The organism is Bradyrhizobium sp. JYMT SZCCT0180, assembly GCF_018130165.1.
GTDB lineage: Bacteria > Pseudomonadota > Alphaproteobacteria > Rhizobiales > Xanthobacteraceae > Bradyrhizobium.
Map to the genome: position 1 here is coordinate 56611 of NZ_JAFCLZ010000016.1, position 15870 is coordinate 72480.

18 protein-coding genes are annotated in these 15870 nt (G+C 63.5%); 9 read left to right on the plus strand and 9 right to left on the minus strand.

Annotated features, from left to right (window positions below):
* Window positions 1-128: 128 nt before the first annotated feature.
* Genes xerD through JQ641_RS23310 form a run of 3 tightly spaced genes read right to left on the minus strand, consistent with a single transcriptional unit; the run spans window position 129 to window position 2611 of the window.
* Window positions 129-1085, minus strand: coding sequence for a site-specific tyrosine recombinase XerD (xerD, locus tag JQ641_RS23300; RefSeq protein WP_211998244.1), 957 nt, complete (start codon window positions 1083-1085; stop codon window positions 129-131).
* Between the two features lie 43 nt (window positions 1086-1128).
* Entirely contained in the window at window positions 1129-1539 is a 411-nt protein-coding gene (locus JQ641_RS23305) for a nuclear transport factor 2 family protein (protein WP_211998245.1), read from the minus strand.
* Between the two features lie 31 nt (window positions 1540-1570).
* Window positions 1571-2611, minus strand: a complete 1041-nt coding sequence (locus tag JQ641_RS23310; RefSeq protein WP_249150627.1) for an SDR family oxidoreductase — start codon at window positions 2609-2611, stop codon at window positions 1571-1573.
* A gap of 113 nt (window positions 2612-2724) precedes the next feature.
* On the opposite strand from JQ641_RS23310, the gene JQ641_RS23315 reads away from it, so the two are divergent.
* On the plus strand, window positions 2725-3300 hold the full coding sequence (locus JQ641_RS23315; protein WP_211998246.1) for a TetR/AcrR family transcriptional regulator: 576 nt from the start codon (window positions 2725-2727) through the stop codon (window positions 3298-3300).
* Here JQ641_RS23315 and JQ641_RS23320 read toward each other — a convergent pair.
* Window positions 3290-3436 (minus strand): histidine kinase, encoded by a 147-nt coding sequence (locus tag JQ641_RS23320; protein WP_211998247.1) that lies wholly within the window; start codon window positions 3434-3436, stop codon window positions 3290-3292. The genes JQ641_RS23315 and JQ641_RS23320 overlap by 11 nt on opposite strands.
* 188 nt (window positions 3437-3624) lie before the next feature.
* Between JQ641_RS23320 and JQ641_RS23325 the strand changes: the two genes are divergently transcribed.
* From JQ641_RS23325 to JQ641_RS23335, 3 genes are all read left to right on the plus strand, one after another.
* A complete protein-coding gene (locus tag JQ641_RS23325; protein ID WP_211998248.1) occupies window positions 3625-4299 on the plus strand; it encodes a shikimate kinase in 675 nt (224 codons plus the stop codon).
* Window positions 4296-5438 (plus strand): 3-dehydroquinate synthase, encoded by a 1143-nt coding sequence (aroB, locus tag JQ641_RS23330; RefSeq protein WP_211998249.1) that lies wholly within the window; start codon window positions 4296-4298, stop codon window positions 5436-5438. Before JQ641_RS23325 ends, aroB begins: the two co-directional genes overlap by 4 nt.
* A 64-nt stretch (window positions 5439-5502) precedes the next feature.
* A complete protein-coding gene (locus JQ641_RS23335) occupies window positions 5503-6849 on the plus strand; it encodes a hemolysin family protein (RefSeq protein ID WP_211998250.1) in 1347 nt (448 codons plus the stop codon).
* Window positions 6850-6855: 6 nt separating this feature from the next.
* Here JQ641_RS23335 and JQ641_RS23340 read toward each other — a convergent pair whose 3' ends face one another.
* The 3 genes from JQ641_RS23340 to JQ641_RS23350 form a co-directional block, all read right to left on the minus strand.
* Entirely contained in the window at window positions 6856-7251 is a 396-nt protein-coding gene (locus JQ641_RS23340; RefSeq protein ID WP_249150628.1) for a hypothetical protein, read from the minus strand.
* 190 nt (window positions 7252-7441) lie between these two features.
* A complete protein-coding gene (locus tag JQ641_RS23345) occupies window positions 7442-7957 on the minus strand; it encodes a P-loop nucleotide/nucleoside kinase family protein (RefSeq protein ID WP_211998251.1) in 516 nt (171 codons plus the stop codon).
* Window positions 7958-7990: 33 nt separating this feature from the next.
* A complete protein-coding gene (locus JQ641_RS23350) occupies window positions 7991-8269 on the minus strand; it encodes a BolA family protein (protein WP_192736479.1) in 279 nt (92 codons plus the stop codon).
* A 108-nt stretch (window positions 8270-8377) separates the two neighbouring features.
* Between JQ641_RS23350 and JQ641_RS23355 the strand changes: the two genes are divergently transcribed.
* Complete coding sequence (locus tag JQ641_RS23355; protein ID WP_192736480.1) at window positions 8378-9034, plus strand: J domain-containing protein; 657 nt, start codon at window positions 8378-8380, stop codon at window positions 9032-9034.
* A 175-nt stretch (window positions 9035-9209) separates the two neighbouring features.
* Here JQ641_RS23355 and JQ641_RS23360 read toward each other — a convergent pair whose 3' ends face one another.
* On the minus strand, window positions 9210-10301 hold the full coding sequence (locus tag JQ641_RS23360; protein ID WP_211998252.1) for a citrate synthase/methylcitrate synthase: 1092 nt from the start codon (window positions 10299-10301) through the stop codon (window positions 9210-9212).
* A gap of 74 nt (window positions 10302-10375) precedes the next feature.
* Between JQ641_RS23360 and JQ641_RS23365 the strand changes: the two genes are divergently transcribed.
* Entirely contained in the window at window positions 10376-11590 is a 1215-nt protein-coding gene (locus JQ641_RS23365) for a citrate synthase family protein (protein WP_211998253.1), read from the plus strand.
* Here the strand turns inward: JQ641_RS23365 and JQ641_RS23370 are convergent.
* On the minus strand, window positions 11583-12242 hold the full coding sequence (locus tag JQ641_RS23370; protein WP_211998254.1) for a DedA family protein: 660 nt from the start codon (window positions 12240-12242) through the stop codon (window positions 11583-11585). The genes JQ641_RS23365 and JQ641_RS23370 overlap by 8 nt on opposite strands.
* 314 nt (window positions 12243-12556) lie before the next feature.
* Between JQ641_RS23370 and cobS the strand changes: the two genes are divergently transcribed.
* Genes cobS through cobT form a run of 3 tightly spaced genes read left to right on the plus strand, consistent with a single transcriptional unit; the run spans window position 12557 to window position 15867 of the window.
* Complete coding sequence (cobS, locus tag JQ641_RS23375) at window positions 12557-13555, plus strand: cobaltochelatase subunit CobS (protein ID WP_211998255.1); 999 nt, start codon at window positions 12557-12559, stop codon at window positions 13553-13555.
* 3 nt (window positions 13556-13558) lie between these two features.
* On the plus strand, window positions 13559-13969 hold the full coding sequence (locus tag JQ641_RS23380; protein ID WP_211998256.1) for a GNAT family N-acetyltransferase: 411 nt from the start codon (window positions 13559-13561) through the stop codon (window positions 13967-13969).
* Window positions 13966-15867: a cobaltochelatase subunit CobT gene (gene cobT / locus JQ641_RS23385; protein ID WP_192736486.1), complete on the plus strand. Its 1902-nt coding sequence runs from the start codon at window positions 13966-13968 to the stop codon at window positions 15865-15867. The genes JQ641_RS23380 and cobT overlap by 4 nt, the downstream gene beginning before the upstream one ends.
* Window positions 15868-15870: the final 3 nt, after the last annotated feature.

Below are 15870 nucleotides of genomic sequence, written 5' to 3' on the forward strand. Positions count from 1 at the left end.
GATTAGTCTCTTCAACGATTTAGCTGACGGTCTGGGCGGAGGCCCATGGCGGGTAGCGATAGCGTGAGGCTGTTTCGGGGGAGAAGGCGTCGAAGTCAAGGCGGCATACTTGCTGGAGACGCGGAAGTCTACTTCTCCGCCAGCGGATGCAGGTCGCGCACCAGGCTCTTGAGCCGCTCCTCGACCACATGGGTGTAGATCTGCGTGGTCGAAATATCGGTGTGGCCGAGCAGCGTTTGCACGATGCGCAGGTCGGCGCCGTTGTGCAGGAGGTGGCTGGCAAAGGCGTGACGCAGCACATGCGGTGAGACCAGCCGCGGCGCCAGCCCCGAGGCGGATGCAAGCTCTTTGAGGTCGCGCGCGAAATGCTGTCGCGTCAGGTGTCCGCTTTCGCCGAAGGAGGGAAACAGCCATTTCGAGGCCGGGGCGTTTTTCTTCTTCTCGGGCTTCAGCGCTTCCATCGCGGCGAGGTAATCGGCCATCGCCTGCCGCGACGCCTCGTTCAGCGGTACCAGCCGTTCCTTGTTGCCCTTGCCGCGCACCACGATCATGCGGGCGTCGCGGCGCGCCGCCGACAGCGGCAGCGCCACCAGTTCGGAAACGCGCAGGCCGGTGGCGTAGAGCACTTCGAGCAGGCAATGCAGCCGCAGCGCGCGAAGCCGCTGCTGGGGCGAGGCGTCGGTTTCGGTGAGCTCCTTGGACCGCGTCAGCATGCGGTCGACGTCTGCGATCGACAGCACCTTGGGCAGGCCGCGGCCGCGCTTCGGACCGGACAGGATCGCCGCGGGATCGTCGGTTCGCATCCGTTCGTTGAGCAGAAACCGGAACAGATGGCGCAGCGCGGAGAGACGCCGCGCAACGGTCGTGGACTTGAAGCCGCGGGAATCGAGATCTTCAAGGTAATCGCGCAGCAACTGGGTGTTGGCAGCGATGAAGCCGGATTTCGCCCGGCCGGCGAACTCCGAAAAATCCTCGAGATCGCGGCGATAGGCATCCAGGGTGTTATCGCCGGCGCCCTGTTCTGCCGCCAGCATGTCGAGGAACAGGCTGACGAGCTTCGCGTCGGAGGTATTGTTGGTGACCATACCGAATCATATCCGATGATCCAGGCGGCGGCAGTTGTTTTTGTCAGGCGAGCGCGCTGATCACGGTCGCTTGCGACCACACCACCATCCATTGCCGGTCGCGACATTCATAGGCGTCGGTGTGCCAGTAATCGCCCGGCGGCACCTTGTGGCCTCCGAACACGACTTCGAGCCGGGCGCGATAGCGAATCAGCGTGCTGGCTGCGTACAGGCGGACAGCGATGTCACCCGGCTCCCACGACAGATACTTGATCTGTCCGCTGGCCACCGCGCCGAGATAGTCGGCCTTCGACAGCGTCGCGCCGATCGGCGTGATCAGTTGGAAGTCCGGCGCGTGCAGTGGTTCTGCCGCAATCATATCGGCGTTGACGAGGGCGCGAAGTCGTGCGCGCTCAATGTCCCGAATTTGCTCCGCGTCAAGGCGGTCGCTCGAATGGGCGATGGATGAGGTCATGGCTGGTTCCGTTGTTGATGGTTATGAAGGTTCAGGAGGCGGCGATCAGGCCGTGGTCGATCAGGCTTTGCGCGCTGGCGCAGATCGCTTCCTTTTCAGGGCGTGGTTGCCAGCCCAACACCCGCGTCGCCTTGGCGGCGCAGACGCTCAGATCACGGTCGAGTTCATGGACGATCATGCGCGAACGCGCGCTGAACGGCGCCATCATGCGGACCATCCAGTTCGGCGCTTCGCCGGAGGGCAATCGGGAGGCATAGTCCGGAAAGGAGTTGGATAGCGCGGCGGCCATGTCCCGCATCCAGAAGAACTTTCCGGCAGCGATGAAGCGCTCACCTGACGCTTCCGGATGTGTCATCGCCCGGATATGGGCATCGGCTGCATCGCGTACGTCGACGACGGCAACGCCGAACCTCGGCACTCGTTTGAGCTTGCCGCTCATCATCTGCTGGATCAGTCCCACCGATGTTCCATAGTCCGGACCGAGCAATGGTCCGAAGATGATGCCGGGATTGATGACGACAAGATCAAGTCCGGTTTCGTCGGCAAAGGCCCATGCGGCTCGTTCGGCCAGCGTCTTCGACTTGTAGTAAGGCGTTGCCCGAAGGCTCGTCGGATCGGTCCAATCGTCCTCCGTATAGGGCGCTTGACCGTTGCCGTGGTTGGTTGCCGCGATCGAGGAAGTCATCACGACGCGCAGCACGCCAGCACGCTGCGCTGCCCGCAGCACCCGCAAGGCGCCCTCCCGTGCCGGCCGGATCAGCTCATCCTCATCCTTCGGCAGGTCTGACGGAAACGGGGAGGCGGAGTGGATCACATATTGGCATCCGGCGACCGCAGCATCCCATCCGGGATCGGCGCGAAGATCGGCTTCGATGAAGCTGATGCGGTGAAGGTCGGCCGCCATGTCAGGGCAGACCTGGTCCTTGATCTTGTCGCAATGCCCCATGTGGCGAACGCTGCCGCGAACACAGTACCCCTGGGCCAGTAACTGCCGGGCGATATGCCCGCCGAGAAAGCCGCCGATTCCAGTCACGAGAATGGTGACATCGCCATTTTCTAATTGCGAACCCATGTTCAGTCCTTTTCTCGCATGCCTCCACGGCGGATGCGTTGATAGACGATTAGACACTAATCGTCTATCTGTCTTTTGACGTATCGGACAAGAACTGTCAATCTGTCCAGACGATGGAACTTGATGCCAAATCCAACCACATCCTTGATGCGGCACTGCCGGTGTTCGTTCGTCACGGCTTTCGCAAGGCTTCGATGGCGGACATCGCACGGGCGGCGAATATTTCCCGGGCGTCGCTCTATCTGTGCTTCGGCAGCAAGGAGGAGTTGTTCCGGGCAGGATCGACGCGGGCCCACGCACGAACCATGCAGCAAGTCGAGGGAGCGCTGGCTGACGGCGGCGATGTTTTCAGCCGGATCGAAAGCGCCATCGCCGCCTTCCATCGCGGCTTGATCGCGCCATTCGCTTCCAGTTCGGACGCAGTCGAACTGTTCGAGATCAACATGGCCCTGGCCAAGGACATCACGCTGGCTGCGCGTGCCACGCTGGTGGAGCTGCTGGCGCAGGCTTTGGCCGATGCGGAAGCCGCGCGCGTCGTCGCTTTGGACCGACTGAATTCTAAGCCGGTCGATATCGCCAACGTGATCGTCGCAGCCATGGACGGGATCAAGCACGCGCCGGGCGACGGCGCAAAAGTCGAAGCGGCGATGCAGCTTTTTATGCGGTTGCTGCGCGCCGCTATCTCTTGAGGAACCTATCCGGAGGGATGGTCACGGTCATTTCCCGCGGCTTCGGATTGACGAAATTCGCCAGCGCGAAGACCACGCCATAGCCGATGCCGGCGATAATGCCGACGACCGTCAAAAAGCGGAACAGACTGGGCATCAGGGCGCCTTGAGGGCGGGCTTGAAAGTGACTTTAGGCCGCGAATTAACCATTGAAATCATCGGGGTTGGACGCGCCTGACTACCTACATGTTCCAATCTCCGTTGCAAGAGTCTCTGGCATGGGTATCGGCGGGGGTAGTATAGGTGGCGCAGAAACGCGGAAAATCCGCTGAGACAGAGTTTGGGATGCCCGAGACCGCCATACCGGCACCAGCAAGCACCCCCCAGGAGGCCGAGATCGCGGCGGCACTGGGGCGGCGTTCGGTCGTGCTTGTCGGCATGATGGGCGTCGGCAAATCCACCATTGGCCGCAGGCTGGCGGCGCGGCTGCGGTTGCCGTTTTTCGACGCCGATATCGAGATCGAGATTGCCCATGACGGGGTGACGATTCCCGAAATCTTTTCGAAATATGGCGAGCCTTACTTTCGTGACGGCGAGGCCCGCGTGATCGCCCGGCTGCTCGATGGTGGCCCGGCGGTGCTTGCCACCGGCGGTGGTGCCTTCATGCGCGAGGAAACCCGCAAGCGGATCGCCGACAAAGCGGTGTCGGTCTGGCTCAAGGCAGACATCGACGTGATCATGAAGCGCGTCAAGCGTCGCGCCGACCGGCCGCTGCTGCAGACCGAGGATCCGGTTGCGACGGTCGCCCGCCTGCTCGAAGCCCGCGAACCGGTCTATCAGGGGGCTGACCTCACGATCCTGTCGCGCGACGTGCCGCATGACCGGATTGTCGATGAATGCCTGGACGCCTTGCGCGCCAGGCTGTGCGGCGCCGTCGCGCCGCCGGCCCAGGAGTCATCGACTAAAGAGTCGACGACGACAGTAACAGCTACAACGGACGGGATAAGCGCTACCTCATGACGGCACCACTGAAACACTCCGATCCCATCACCGTCGACGTCGCGCTCGGCGACCGCGCCTATGACATCGTCATCGGCCGCGACGTACTGCAAACTCTTGGCGCGCGCATCGCCGCGCTGCGGCCGGGCGTGCGCACCGCCATCGTCACCGACCGCACCGTCGCCAAGCATTGGCTCGAACCAGCGCAAGCGTCGCTGGCTGCGGCCGGCATCCCGACGTCGCATGTCATTGTCGAGGAAGGCGAGGGGTCGAAAACCTACGCCGGACTGGAGAAGGTCTCCGAGGCGCTGATCGCCGCCAAAATCGAGCGCAATGACCTCGTGATCGCGCTCGGCGGCGGCGTGGTCGGCGATCTCGCCGGCTTCGCGGCGGCGATCCTGCGCCGCGGGGTCGATTTCGTGCAGGTGCCGACCTCGCTGCTGGCGCAGGTGGATTCCTCCGTCGGCGGCAAGACCGGCATCAACTCGCCGCAGGGAAAAAATCTGCTCGGCGCGTTCCATCAGCCGGTGCTTGTGATCGCCGACACCTCCGTCCTGGACTCGCTGTCGCCGCGCCAGTTCCGCTCCGGTTATGCCGAAGTCGCCAAATATGGCGTGCTCGGTGATGAAGCCTTCTTCGCCTGGCTCGAGACCAATCACTCCGGCATCTTCTCCGGCAGCGCGGCGCGCGAGCATGCGATCGCCACCTCGTGCCGCGCCAAGGCCGCGATCGTGTCGCGCGACGAGCGCGAAACCGGCGAACGCGCGCTGCTCAATCTCGGCCACACCTTTGGTCACGCGCTGGAGGCCGCAACCGGGTTTTCCGATCGCCTGTTCCATGGCGAGGGCGTTGCCATCGGCACGGTGCTGGCGGCGGAGTTTTCCGCAAGCCTCGGCATGATCTCGCCAGCCGACGCCGCGCGCGTCGAGCGTCATCTGGCTTCGGTTGGCTTGCCGACCCGGTTGCAGGACATCGCCGGCTTCGCCCAGGAAGGGCTGGCGGATGCCGATACGCTGATGGCGCTGATGGCGCAGGACAAGAAGGTCAAGCGCGGCAAGCTCACCTTCATCCTGCTGGAGGTTGTGGGGCGCGCGGTGATCGCAAACGACGTCGAACCGGCATCGGTTCACGCCTTCCTGCAACAGAAGCTGTCGGAATGAGAACGGGACTGTCAGGGCGCATCATGGAGCCGTCGCGCGGGCCTGGTGCCGTCGCGAGGCAGGCATGAGTTCGACCGCGTTCAATCTGCTGCTCGCTTTCCTGCTGCTCGCCGCCAACGCGTTCTACGTGGCGGCCGAGTTTGCGCTGGTGAAGAGCCGCGGGTTTCGCATCAGGGCGATGGTCGAGCAGGACCGCTTCGGCGCGCGCCTGCTGCACAGCATGATGGGCAACATCGAGGCCTATCTGGCGTGCTGCCAGCTCGGAATTACCATGGCCTCGCTCGGCCTCGGCTGGGTTGGCGAGCCCACCGTTGCGGCGCTGCTCGAGCCGTTGCTGATCCCGCTCGGAATGTCGCAAGCCACGTTGCACTTCGTGTCGTTCCTCGCCGGCTTCCTGGTGTTCTCCTCGCTGCATATCGTGATCGGCGAACAGGTGCCGAAGACGCTGGCGATCCGGCAGCCGATGCCGGTTTCGCAATGGATCGCGTATCCGCTCTATTTGTCCTATCTGGTTTTCTGGCCGCTGAACTGGCTCCTCAACACCGCGTCACGCGGAATTTTGCGGATGCTCGGCGTGGAGGAATCCTCACAGCATGAAATCCTAACCGACTCCGAGATCGAGGGGCTGGTGGAGGAATCGGCCGTGCACGGCGGCATCGAAAGCGGCGAGGCCGAATACATCCACAATGTTTTCCGCTTTGGCGACCTTGCCGTGTCTGACGTCATGGTCCACCGCACCGCCATGGTGATGATCAATGCCGATCTGCCGCCGGACGAACTGGTGCGCGAGGTACTGGCGACCGAATACACCCGCATCCCGCTGTGGCGCGAGAAACCTGAAAACATCATCGGCGTGCTGCACGCCAAGGATCTGCTGCGCGCGATCCGCGCTTCCGAAGGCGACACCTCGCGTATCAACGTTGCGGCCATCATGCTGCCGCCCTGGTTCGTGCCGGAGATGCGGCCTCTGTCCGAACAGCTCAAGGCGTTCCGTCGCCGCAAGACCCACTTCGCGCTCGTCGTCGACGAGTATGGCGAAGTCGAAGGCATGGTGACGCTGGAAGACATTCTGGAGGAAATCGTCGGCGACATTTCCGATGAGCACGACGTGGTGGTGGCCGGCGTCCGGGCCCAGCCCGACGGCTCGGTGGTGGTCGATGGTTCGGTGCCGATCCGCGATCTCAACCGCGCCATGAACTGGCATCTGCCCGACGAGGAGGCGACCACGATCGCCGGTCTCGTCATTCACGAGGCGCGTTCGATCCCCGAGCGCGGCCAGAGTTTTACCTTTCACGGCTTCCGCTTCCGCGTGCTGCGCCGCGAGCGCAACCGCATCACCGCCTTGCGGATCGTGCCGGTGCCGCGCGAGGCCGAAGAACAGAAGCCGAGGCGGGCGGGTACGGCGTTCTGAGCGGGATTACTCAATATCGATCGCGACGCCGCTGAGTTTCCACGTTCCTTCGGATTCGATGAAGCCAAGCTGGTACCGCAGCTGTTTAGGCGCCGTCTGGAAATGGCCTTTCAGATTCAGCACGCCCTTCTCGTCGATCCTGGCGTCCTCGTCGAAAATCATTTTCTGCGCGACCACGGCGTCGAACACGGCGTGCTTCTCGACCAGGTCCTTGAACACCGCCCGCAGCTTTTCCGGCGGGAACTGCTCGCGAAACGGTTTTGAGATCTTGGCGTGGAGGATGGTGAAATTGTCAGCGGCGACCGCGTCGTTCAGCGTCACCAGGATGCTTTTCACCAGCACCTCCTGAGCGGCGGGACCGGGCATGTCGAGCGCGAAGGCCTTGATGGAACACGTGGCCATCAACGCCGCAACGGCCAACCCCTGATGTGCCCAATAGCGCATCGGACGACCCCATCACATGGCGATGGCATCGGGGTCAGTCCGACCCCGCGTTCGCATGGAAACCGCACCACCGCGCGACTGATTGTCTCACAAAGATGAAAGCGCTGCCACCGTCCTGCGTCGATCTTCGCATCGACATGGCGTGCGCTCAGGCGAGATAGCGGATCGCTTCGGCGAGCAACCGTTCCGGCGGCGCCGCCGAAGTATCGAGCGTCAGCCTTGCATCGGTCCACGCCTCATATTCGGCGCGCCGTTGTTCGACCCTGGCCCAGTCGATCTCGGCCATCCCGTCGATATTGCGGATGCGGGCGTCGATACGGCGGCGGTGGATCGCCTGGTCGACGCAGATGCATTCGATGATCTTCAAATCCGCGCGATATTTTGCCGCAAGCTTTCGCCACGCCGCGCGCGGGGCCTCGACCGGATTGACCGCGTCGATCAGGGCGGAATGATTGAGCCGCAATTGTTCTGCTGCCAGGGCTTGTGCGACCTCATAGGCCGCGATCCCCGTTTGATCCCGCAAGAGGCCGCCACGCCACATCGCCGCCTCGATCGGATCAATCGACAATAGCGGCAGCGAAAAATGCCGGGAAAGCCCTTCCGCCAGCGTGCTCTTCCCGGAACCGGGAAGCCCGGCCAAAACAATGAGCTTCAGCGTGGTCATCGGGCTCTTATATCTTTGCCAGGAGTGATATAATCAGCGGCCCGTAGTTTCCCCGGGTGCCTGCGCCTTGATCGCCAGCGCGTGCACGGACCCCTTGAGTTCCGCCTCGAGCGTCGCATTGACCATGCGATGACGTTCGATCCGGCTCTTCCCTTCGAAGGCCGGCGACACAATATATACCCGGAAATGCGTCTCGCCGCCGGGCCTGTGGCCGGCATGGCCCTCATGCAGATGTGATTCGTCTGTTACGTCGAGGCTTTCGGGTACGAAAGCTTCACGCAACTTGTTTATGATATCGTCCTTGGTGCTCATGACGGCGGCATTACGTCCGGGACCGTTTTTCGTCAATGCCAGATCGGAACAGGGGTATTCGCAATGTCAAGACTTGAAGCCTTGGGCATTGCGTAGTCAAAGTCAGCCATGCCAATCGATTCATCCAAATTCTTCGACTCCATTCGCATCAAGCCCAACAAGCTGAGCGCGAAGCAGCAGGCGCAGGCGCGCGAAGAATCCGCCATGTGCGAATGGCCGGAGTGCAAGAACAAGGGCCCGCACCGCGCGCCCAAGGGCCGCGAGAACTCGAAAGAGTACTGGCACTTCTGTCTCAACCACGTCCGCGAATACAACCAGGGCTACAATTTCTTCCAGGGCATGAGCGCCGACTCGGTCGCGCGCTACCAGAAGGATGCGCTGACCGGCCATCGTCCGACCTGGAAGATGGGCGCCAACGGCGGCAAGAAGGGCAAGGCCGGCGCCGAGCCCGATATCGACGCCGCTTCCGATCCGTTCAGCATGTTCTCGGAGCTTAACGGCCGCGGCCGTTGGCGGCCTGGTCCGGGCGGCGCTGCCGGCGAGACCAAGCCCGAAACCCGAAAAGTGATGAACGCCGAGCGCAAGGCGCTGCAGGTGATGGGGCTCGGCCCCGATGCGACGCTGGAAACGGTGAAGGCAAAATACAAGCTGCTGGTGAAGCAGCACCATCCCGACGCCAATGGCGGCGACCGCTCCACCGAGGATCGCCTGATCGAGATCATCAAGGCGTATAATTATCTGAAGACGGTCGTGCGCGGCGCGTAACTCGCTGTCGTCCCTGCGAACGCAGGGACCCATACGCCGCGGCCGTGCGTTAGGCACGCTCGCCGATACCTTCTTTAAACAACACCCCCCTGTGGTTATGGGTCCCTGCGTTCGCAGGGACGACAGCGAAGATAATGGCTCCGCTGTCGTCCTCCAAACAAACGCTCTTGCCCTCTCACCCCGGCATCGGCCCGATATACGCCGAGCTCGGCCGGATCAGCCGCCCCGTGCGCTGCTGTTCGCGGGCGTGCGCGGTCCAGCCGGCGGCGCGCGCCACCGCAAAGATCGGCGTGAACGCCTGGCGCGGGATTTTCAGCGCGTCGAGCAGGATTGCGGTGAAGAACTCCACATTGGTGTCGAGCGGCCGGTCCGGATTTTTCCGCTTCAAGGCGTCGCGGATATAGGCCTCGACCTCGCCCGCGAACGGCAGATCCATGCCGCCGCCGGCGAGCCGTTCGATCGCGCCCTTGAGCACGTCGGCGCGGGGATCGCGTACCCGATAGACGCGGTGGCCAAAGCCCATCAGCCGCTCGCCGCGCGACAGCGCGCTGTCGACCCAGGGCTTGATGCGCTCGCTCGAGCCGATGGCGTCGAGCATTTCGAGCACCGGCTCCGGCGCGCCGCCATGCAGCGGCCCCGTCAGCGCGCAATAGCCGCCCGTCACCGCCGCAAACAGATCGGCATGGGTCGAGGCAATGACGCGCGTCGTGAAGGTCGAGGCGTTCATGCCGTGGTCGCACACGGTCACGAAATAGGCGTCGAGCGCTGCCGCTTCGCGCGCGTCGGGCTTGCGGCCAAGCATCATCGACAGCGTATCGGCGGCATGGCTCGCGGTCGGATCGGGCGTCACGGGATCATGGCCCTTGGCGCGCTGCACCAGCGCGCCTGCGATGACAGGAAATGCGCCGACAATGGTGGCCTCGTGCGTCAGTCCCGCTTCCGCGCGCAGTCCGGCGATCGCCGCCCGGAAGCCATCGACGATCGACAGCCCTCGCGTGATTCCGAGCAGCTCCGGCAACCGGGCGAAGGTGCGTTCGCGCCCGGCGCCAAGTGCGGCACGCACCGCGGCCTCGCCGACCGGCTGACCGGTGCCGCCGCTCCATAGCCGGGCGGTCACGCCCTCGAACCCGGTCTTGCGGGCCAGTTCGCCGACGCGCTCGCCGGCAATGATCAGTTCGCCGCGCTCGCCATCGACATGGCTCAGCACGGTTTCGGCTGCGGGGACGCCATCGAGGCCGATCGGGGTCTTTGAAAGCTGCATGTTCATGGTCGGATCTCCTTTGTGCACCGCAAAGGTCGTCCCTCTCGACAGATTGATCAATCTTGATTATGTAAATCAATATGAAAAAATCCGCCGGCCTATACCTTTCGGCCCGCGAGGCCTCCGCCGAACTCGCGATCTCGCAGGCGACGCTCTACGCCTATGTCAGCCGAGGCCTGATCCGCTCCGAGCCGTCGGCCGATTCGCGCAGCCATCGCTACCGGGCCGAGGACGTTCGCACGCTCAAGGAGCGGCGGGCGCCGGCGCCGGAGCCGCGCGGAATGCGCAGTTTCGATGCCGATTTGCCCGTCATGGATTCGGCGATTGCGACCATCACCGAGGACGGCCCGATCTATCGCGGCGTCAACTGCGTCGATCTCGCCGAGCGCGATACGCTCGAACACGCCGCGACGCTGTTATGGGACGTCACCGGCGTCGACCCGTTTGCATCAGATAATTGCCCGTCGATCTCGGATGAAATGCGCGCGGTTGCCGAGGCCACCCGCGGCGCCAACGCGATCGATCGCGCCATTGCGGTGCTGGCGCTCGCGGCCGTTGCCGATCCGCGCGCCTTTACCCGCGCGCCCGAGGGACGCGCGATGGTCGGCGGCCGCATCCTGCGTCTGGTGGTCGCGACCATGCTGAACGCGAAGACATCGCCGCAGCCGCTGCACCTGCAAATCGCCAGGACCTGGGCGCCCGATCACAAGCACGCCGCCGATCTGATCCGCCGCGCGCTGGTGCTGCTGGCGGATCATGAATTGAACGCTTCGACCTTCACCGTGCGCTGCGCGGCGTCGACCGGCCTGAACCTCTATGACGCGATGATCGCAGGCCTCGTTGCCTTGAAAGGTCCCAGGCATGGCGGCGCCGGCGTGCTGGCGGCGCAGTTGCTCAAGACGTTGGCCAAGGGCGAGGTCGCGCCCCTGATTCGCGAGCGGGTGGCGCTGGGCGAACGTTTCGCGGGCTTCGGCCATGGTGTCTACAAATTCGGAGATCCCCGCGCGCAGGCCTTGCTGGAGGCTTTGGCGCGCTCGGGCGCAGAGCGCAAACTGACCCACGAAATCCCGGAACGCATTGCGGAAGCGACCGGCGAATTCGTCAATATCGACTACGCGCTGGCAGTGCTCGTGCACACGCTGGGCCTGCCGCCGGGCCATGAACTGGTGCTGTTTTCGATGGCCCGCACGGTCGGATGGATCGCGCATGCGAGCGAACAATTGCGCCAGGAGCGGCTGATTCGCCCGCGTGCGCGCTATGTCGGCCCCGCCCCGGGACGCGCCCGGACTACTTGAGCGGCCTGGCCGGCTCGATCCCGCCGTCGCCCTGGCGGCGGCGGATGATCCAGATCGCAAGCGCCGCAACCAGCGCGCCGCCCAGCACCGCGAGCATCCAGAGATGCTTGGCCGTGCCGTGATGATGCGGTCCGAAATATTCGTGCAGTGTCGAAACCGCGAAGACGCCCGGCAGCACATGGGCCATCGCCCAGACCAGGATGGCCGGAACATTCACGCCGTAAAACCGCAGCGGCGGCATGCCCAGCGCGCCCGCCGTCACCGGCACGAAGGCGCGGATCGGCGGCACAAAACGCGCAAAAAACACCGCAAGCGCGCCACGGCTTTGGAAGAAGGCTTCGCTCCGCGCCACCATGGCTGGGTAGTTCTTCAGCGGCCAGACGCTGAGAATCTCGCGCTGCGAGCGATGGCCAACCCAGAACGCGGTGCCGTCCCCGAGCGCGGCCCCGGCAATCGCCGCCGCCAGCACCGCCCATAACTTCAGTTCGCCGCCAGGCACCAGCGCGCTCAAGGCGAGGATGATGGTCGATCCCGGTACCAGCGAGCCGACCACCGGAACGGCTTCCAGCAAGGCGGCGAGGAACAGCGTCAGATAAGCAAGCCACGGATGGGCCGAGACAAAAGCGATCAGAGGATCGAGGAAGGAGGCCACAAAATTCCCGTTGCGGTTGCGCGATTTACCTGACGGCCCAGACCTAACAACTCGCCATGGACGCGGGAAGGGCTGTCCCGAGGCACCGGTTCCGCGGCGGCTGGCGCGGCCGCCGGGTACAAAAGTACGGCGTGATTCGCAGGGCTGCCCTCCAAAAATCGAGTTCAGTGCCTATCTCAATGATAAGGCTGCGGAACTTTCATTGCGCGGCGGGCTTCTTCCGGCCGTTGCTCTCTGCTAGGTTCGCAACCAGCACCCATCCGCAGCCATTCAACAAATCTGGTTTCGGGAATGCCCGGGACCTCGGAGGATTGATGACGACCGCCGCCATGACCAAAACTCAAGAGCCCGTCGGTATCCCCGATATGAAGGTATCGGTGCGGCAGGTTTTCGGGATCGATACCGATCTTGAAGTGCCGGCCTATTCCGAAGTCGACCCGCACGTGCCGGAAGTCGATTCGGATTACCGCTTCGATCGCGCCACCACGCTCGCGGTTCTTGCCGGCTTCGCGCACAACCGCCGCGTCATGGTCACCGGCTATCACGGCACCGGTAAATCGACCCATATCGAGCAAGTTGCGGCGCGGCTGAACTGGCCTTGCGTGCGCGTCAACCTCGACAGCCATATCAGCCGTATCGATCTGGTCGGCAAGGATTCCATCGTCGTGCGCGACGGCAAGCAGGTCACGGAATTCCGCGACGGCATTCTGCCCTGGGCGCTGCAGCACAACATTGCGCTGGTGTTCGACGAATATGACGCCGGCCGCCCCGACGTGATGTTCGTGATCCAGCGCGTGCTGGAAGTCTCCGGCCGCCTGACGCTGCTCGACCAGAACAAGGTGATCAAGCCGCACCCGTCGTTCCGCCTGTTCTCGACCGCCAACACGGTCGGTCTCGGCGATACGTCGGGCCTCTATCACGGCACCCAGCAGATCAACCAGGGCCAGATGGACCGCTGGTCGATCGTCACCACGCTGAATTACCTGGCGCATGACGAGGAAGTCGAAATCGTGCTCGCCAAGGCGAAGCACTATCGCACGCAGGAAGGCAAGGACATCGTCAACAAGATGGTGCGGCTCGCCGACCTCACCCGAAACGCGTTCGCCAATGGCGACCTCTCGACGGTGATGAGCCCGCGTACGGTGATCACCTGGGCGGAGAACGCCGATATCTTCTCCGACATCGGCTTTGCGTTCCGCGTTACCTTCCTCAACAAGTGCGACGAACTGGAACGGCCACTGGTGGCTGAATTCTATCAGCGCTGCTTCAACCAAGAACTCGCCGAGAGTTCGGTCAACGTGGCGCTCAGCTAGCCCATGCCGAAAATTTCCGTCGAGCGCACCATTGGAAAGACCAAGAAGGCGGTGCTCGGCGGATTGATCGGCTACAACACCGAGAAGATGGGGAAGCAGAAATACAAGCGCCTCGCCATCTCCTTGCGCGAAGGCGACAAGATCGTCGGCGGGATTGTAGGCGAAGTCTGGACCACGGTGCTGTTCATACAGTTGTTCTGGATGGAGCAGAAACTTCGCGGCAAGGATTTTGGAACGAAGCTGATCAAGGCGATTGAAGACGAAGCGAGACGGTTTGGGGCCACGCGGTCCTATCTCGATACGATGAGTTTTCAGGCGCCGGGTTTCTACCGCGCCTGCGGTTATGAGGAATTCGGTTCGATCGAAGGTTATCCTGAAGGCGTGACGCGCCATTGGTTTACGAAAGCGCTATGAGCACATCCAACTCCAAATTCCGCACCGGATCCAAGGAAGCGCCGACCGAGCCGTTCAAGCGCGCGGTGACGTCGTGCCTGCGCGCGATCGCAAGAGCCCCCGAGCTCGAAGTGACGTTCGCGGCCGAACGTCCGGGCCTCGCGCCGGGCAAGGCCCGGTTGCCCGAACCTGCGCGCAAGATGACGAAACGCGATGCCGCGATTGTGCGCGGCCATGCAGACTCGATCGCGTTGAAACTCGCCTGTCATGATCCAAAAGTTCACCGCAAGCTGATGCCGGGCAATCCGCAGGCGCGCGGCGTGTTCGAGGCGGTTGAGCAGGCGCGCGTCGAAGCGATCGGCTCGCGGCGGATGGCCGGTGTCGCGAAAAACCTCACCGCGATGCTCGACGATCATTTCCATCGCGGCAAATTCGACGAGATCACCGACCGCGCCGACGCGCCGCTGTCGGATGCGCTGGCGATGCTGGTGCGCGAACGGCTGACCGGCATGGCGCCGCCGACGGCGGCGAAGAAGATGGTCGACCTCTGGCGCCCGGTGCTGGAAGACAAGATCGGCGCGCGGCTCGATCAATTGAGCCGCGTGACCGAAGACCAGGCCAAGTTCGGCGACCTCGTGCACGATCTGCTGTCAGCGCTCGACCTTGGCGACGATCGCAACGCCGATGCCGACGACGACGAGAACAACGAGGAGAATCAGGACGGCGAGAACGATCAGTCCGGCGCCGAAGGTTCGCCCGACTCTGACGCCGCGCAGGAAATGAGCGCCGATCAGGCCCAGGCCTCGACCGATGAGATGTCGGAGAGCGCGATGGAAAGCGCGCAGGCTTCCACGTCAGACACCTTCGACGATGGCGAACTCGGCGACGACGAAACGCCAGGCGAGGCGACGCGGCCGAATTCGCGCGGCGCCAATGAACCGCGCGGACCGGAATATCACGCCTTTGCGCCGAAGTTCGACGAGGTGATCGCGGCCGAGGATCTCTGCGACCATGATGAACTGGAACGGCTGCGCAGCTATCTCGACAAGCAGCTGGCGCATCTGCAGGGCATCGTTGCCCGGCTCGCCAACCGGCTGCAGCGCCGCCTGATGGCACAGCAGAACCGCGCCTGGGAGTTCGATCTCGAGGAAGGCATCCTTGATCCGGCGCGGCTGTCGCGCGTGGTCACCGATCCCTATCACCCGCTCTCGTTCATGCACGAGAAGGAAGCGACCTTCCGCGACACCGTGGTGACGCTGCTTCTCGATAATTCCGGTTCGATGCGCGGCCGGCCCATCACGGTGGCGGCGACCTGTGCGGACATTTTGGCGCGGACGCTGGAGCGTTGCGGCGTCAAGGTCGAGATCCTCGGCTTCACCACGCGCGCCTGGAAAGGCGGGCAATCCCGCGAGGCGTGGCTCGCCGCGGGCAAGCCGGCCAATCCCGGCCGGCTGAACGATTTGCGTCACATCATCTACAAATCCGCCGACGCCCCCTGGCGCCGCGCGCGGAAAAATCTCGGGCTGATGATGCGCGAGGGACTTTTAAAGGAAAATATCGACGGCGAGGCGCTGGATTGGGCGCACAAGCGCCTGCTTGGGCGTCCCGAGCAGCGCAAGATCCTGATGATGATTTCCGACGGCGCGCCTGTCGACGATTCCACCCTGTCGGTCAACCCGGGCAATTACCTCGAACGGCATCTGCGCCACATCATCGAGGAGATCGAGACCCGTTCGCCGGTCGAGCTGATCGCGATCGGCATCGGTCACGACGTCACGCGGTATTATCGCCGTGCGGTGACCATCGTCGATGCCGAGGAACTCGGCGGCGCGATCACCGAAAAGCTTGCCGAGCTCTTCAGCGAGACCCACGGCGCCGCGCCCACGACAACGCGCCGGCCACGCCGTCTGCATTCCTGAGAG

What these genes read in the sequence shown, in the direction of transcription:
- JQ641_RS23305 (WP_211998245.1), bottom strand. Translation starts at nt 1,539, where the DNA reads ATGACCTCATCCATCGCCCATTCGAGCGACCGCCTTGACGCGGAGCAA.
- JQ641_RS23345 (WP_211998251.1), bottom strand. Translation starts at nt 7,957, where the DNA reads ATGACCACGCTGAAGCTCATTGTTTTGGCCGGGCTTCCCGGTTCCGGG.
- JQ641_RS23355 (WP_192736480.1), top strand. Translation starts at nt 8,378, where the DNA reads ATGCCAATCGATTCATCCAAATTCTTCGACTCCATTCGCATCAAGCCC.
- JQ641_RS23310 (WP_249150627.1), bottom strand. Translation starts at nt 2,611, where the DNA reads ATGGGTTCGCAATTAGAAAATGGCGATGTCACCATTCTCGTGACTGGA.
- JQ641_RS23350 (WP_192736479.1), bottom strand. Translation starts at nt 8,269, where the DNA reads ATGAGCACCAAGGACGATATCATAAACAAGTTGCGTGAAGCTTTCGTA.
- JQ641_RS23315 (WP_211998246.1), top strand. Translation starts at nt 2,725, where the DNA reads ATGGAACTTGATGCCAAATCCAACCACATCCTTGATGCGGCACTGCCG.
- JQ641_RS23325 (WP_211998248.1), top strand. Translation starts at nt 3,625, where the DNA reads ATGCCCGAGACCGCCATACCGGCACCAGCAAGCACCCCCCAGGAGGCC.
- JQ641_RS23320 (WP_211998247.1), bottom strand. Translation starts at nt 3,436, where the DNA reads ATGCCCAGTCTGTTCCGCTTTTTGACGGTCGTCGGCATTATCGCCGGC.
- JQ641_RS23360 (WP_211998252.1), bottom strand. Translation starts at nt 10,301, where the DNA reads ATGAACATGCAGCTTTCAAAGACCCCGATCGGCCTCGATGGCGTCCCC.
- JQ641_RS23340 (WP_249150628.1), bottom strand. Translation starts at nt 7,251, where the DNA reads ATGGCCACGTGTTCCATCAAGGCCTTCGCGCTCGACATGCCCGGTCCC.
- cobT (WP_192736486.1), top strand. Translation starts at nt 13,966, where the DNA reads ATGAGCACATCCAACTCCAAATTCCGCACCGGATCCAAGGAAGCGCCG.
- JQ641_RS23365 (WP_211998253.1), top strand. Translation starts at nt 10,376, where the DNA reads ATGAAAAAATCCGCCGGCCTATACCTTTCGGCCCGCGAGGCCTCCGCC.
- xerD (WP_211998244.1), bottom strand. Translation starts at nt 1,085, where the DNA reads ATGGTCACCAACAATACCTCCGACGCGAAGCTCGTCAGCCTGTTCCTC.
- aroB (WP_211998249.1), top strand. Translation starts at nt 4,296, where the DNA reads ATGACGGCACCACTGAAACACTCCGATCCCATCACCGTCGACGTCGCG.
- cobS (WP_211998255.1), top strand. Translation starts at nt 12,557, where the DNA reads ATGACGACCGCCGCCATGACCAAAACTCAAGAGCCCGTCGGTATCCCC.
- JQ641_RS23335 (WP_211998250.1), top strand. Translation starts at nt 5,503, where the DNA reads ATGAGTTCGACCGCGTTCAATCTGCTGCTCGCTTTCCTGCTGCTCGCC.
- JQ641_RS23380 (WP_211998256.1), top strand. Translation starts at nt 13,559, where the DNA reads ATGCCGAAAATTTCCGTCGAGCGCACCATTGGAAAGACCAAGAAGGCG.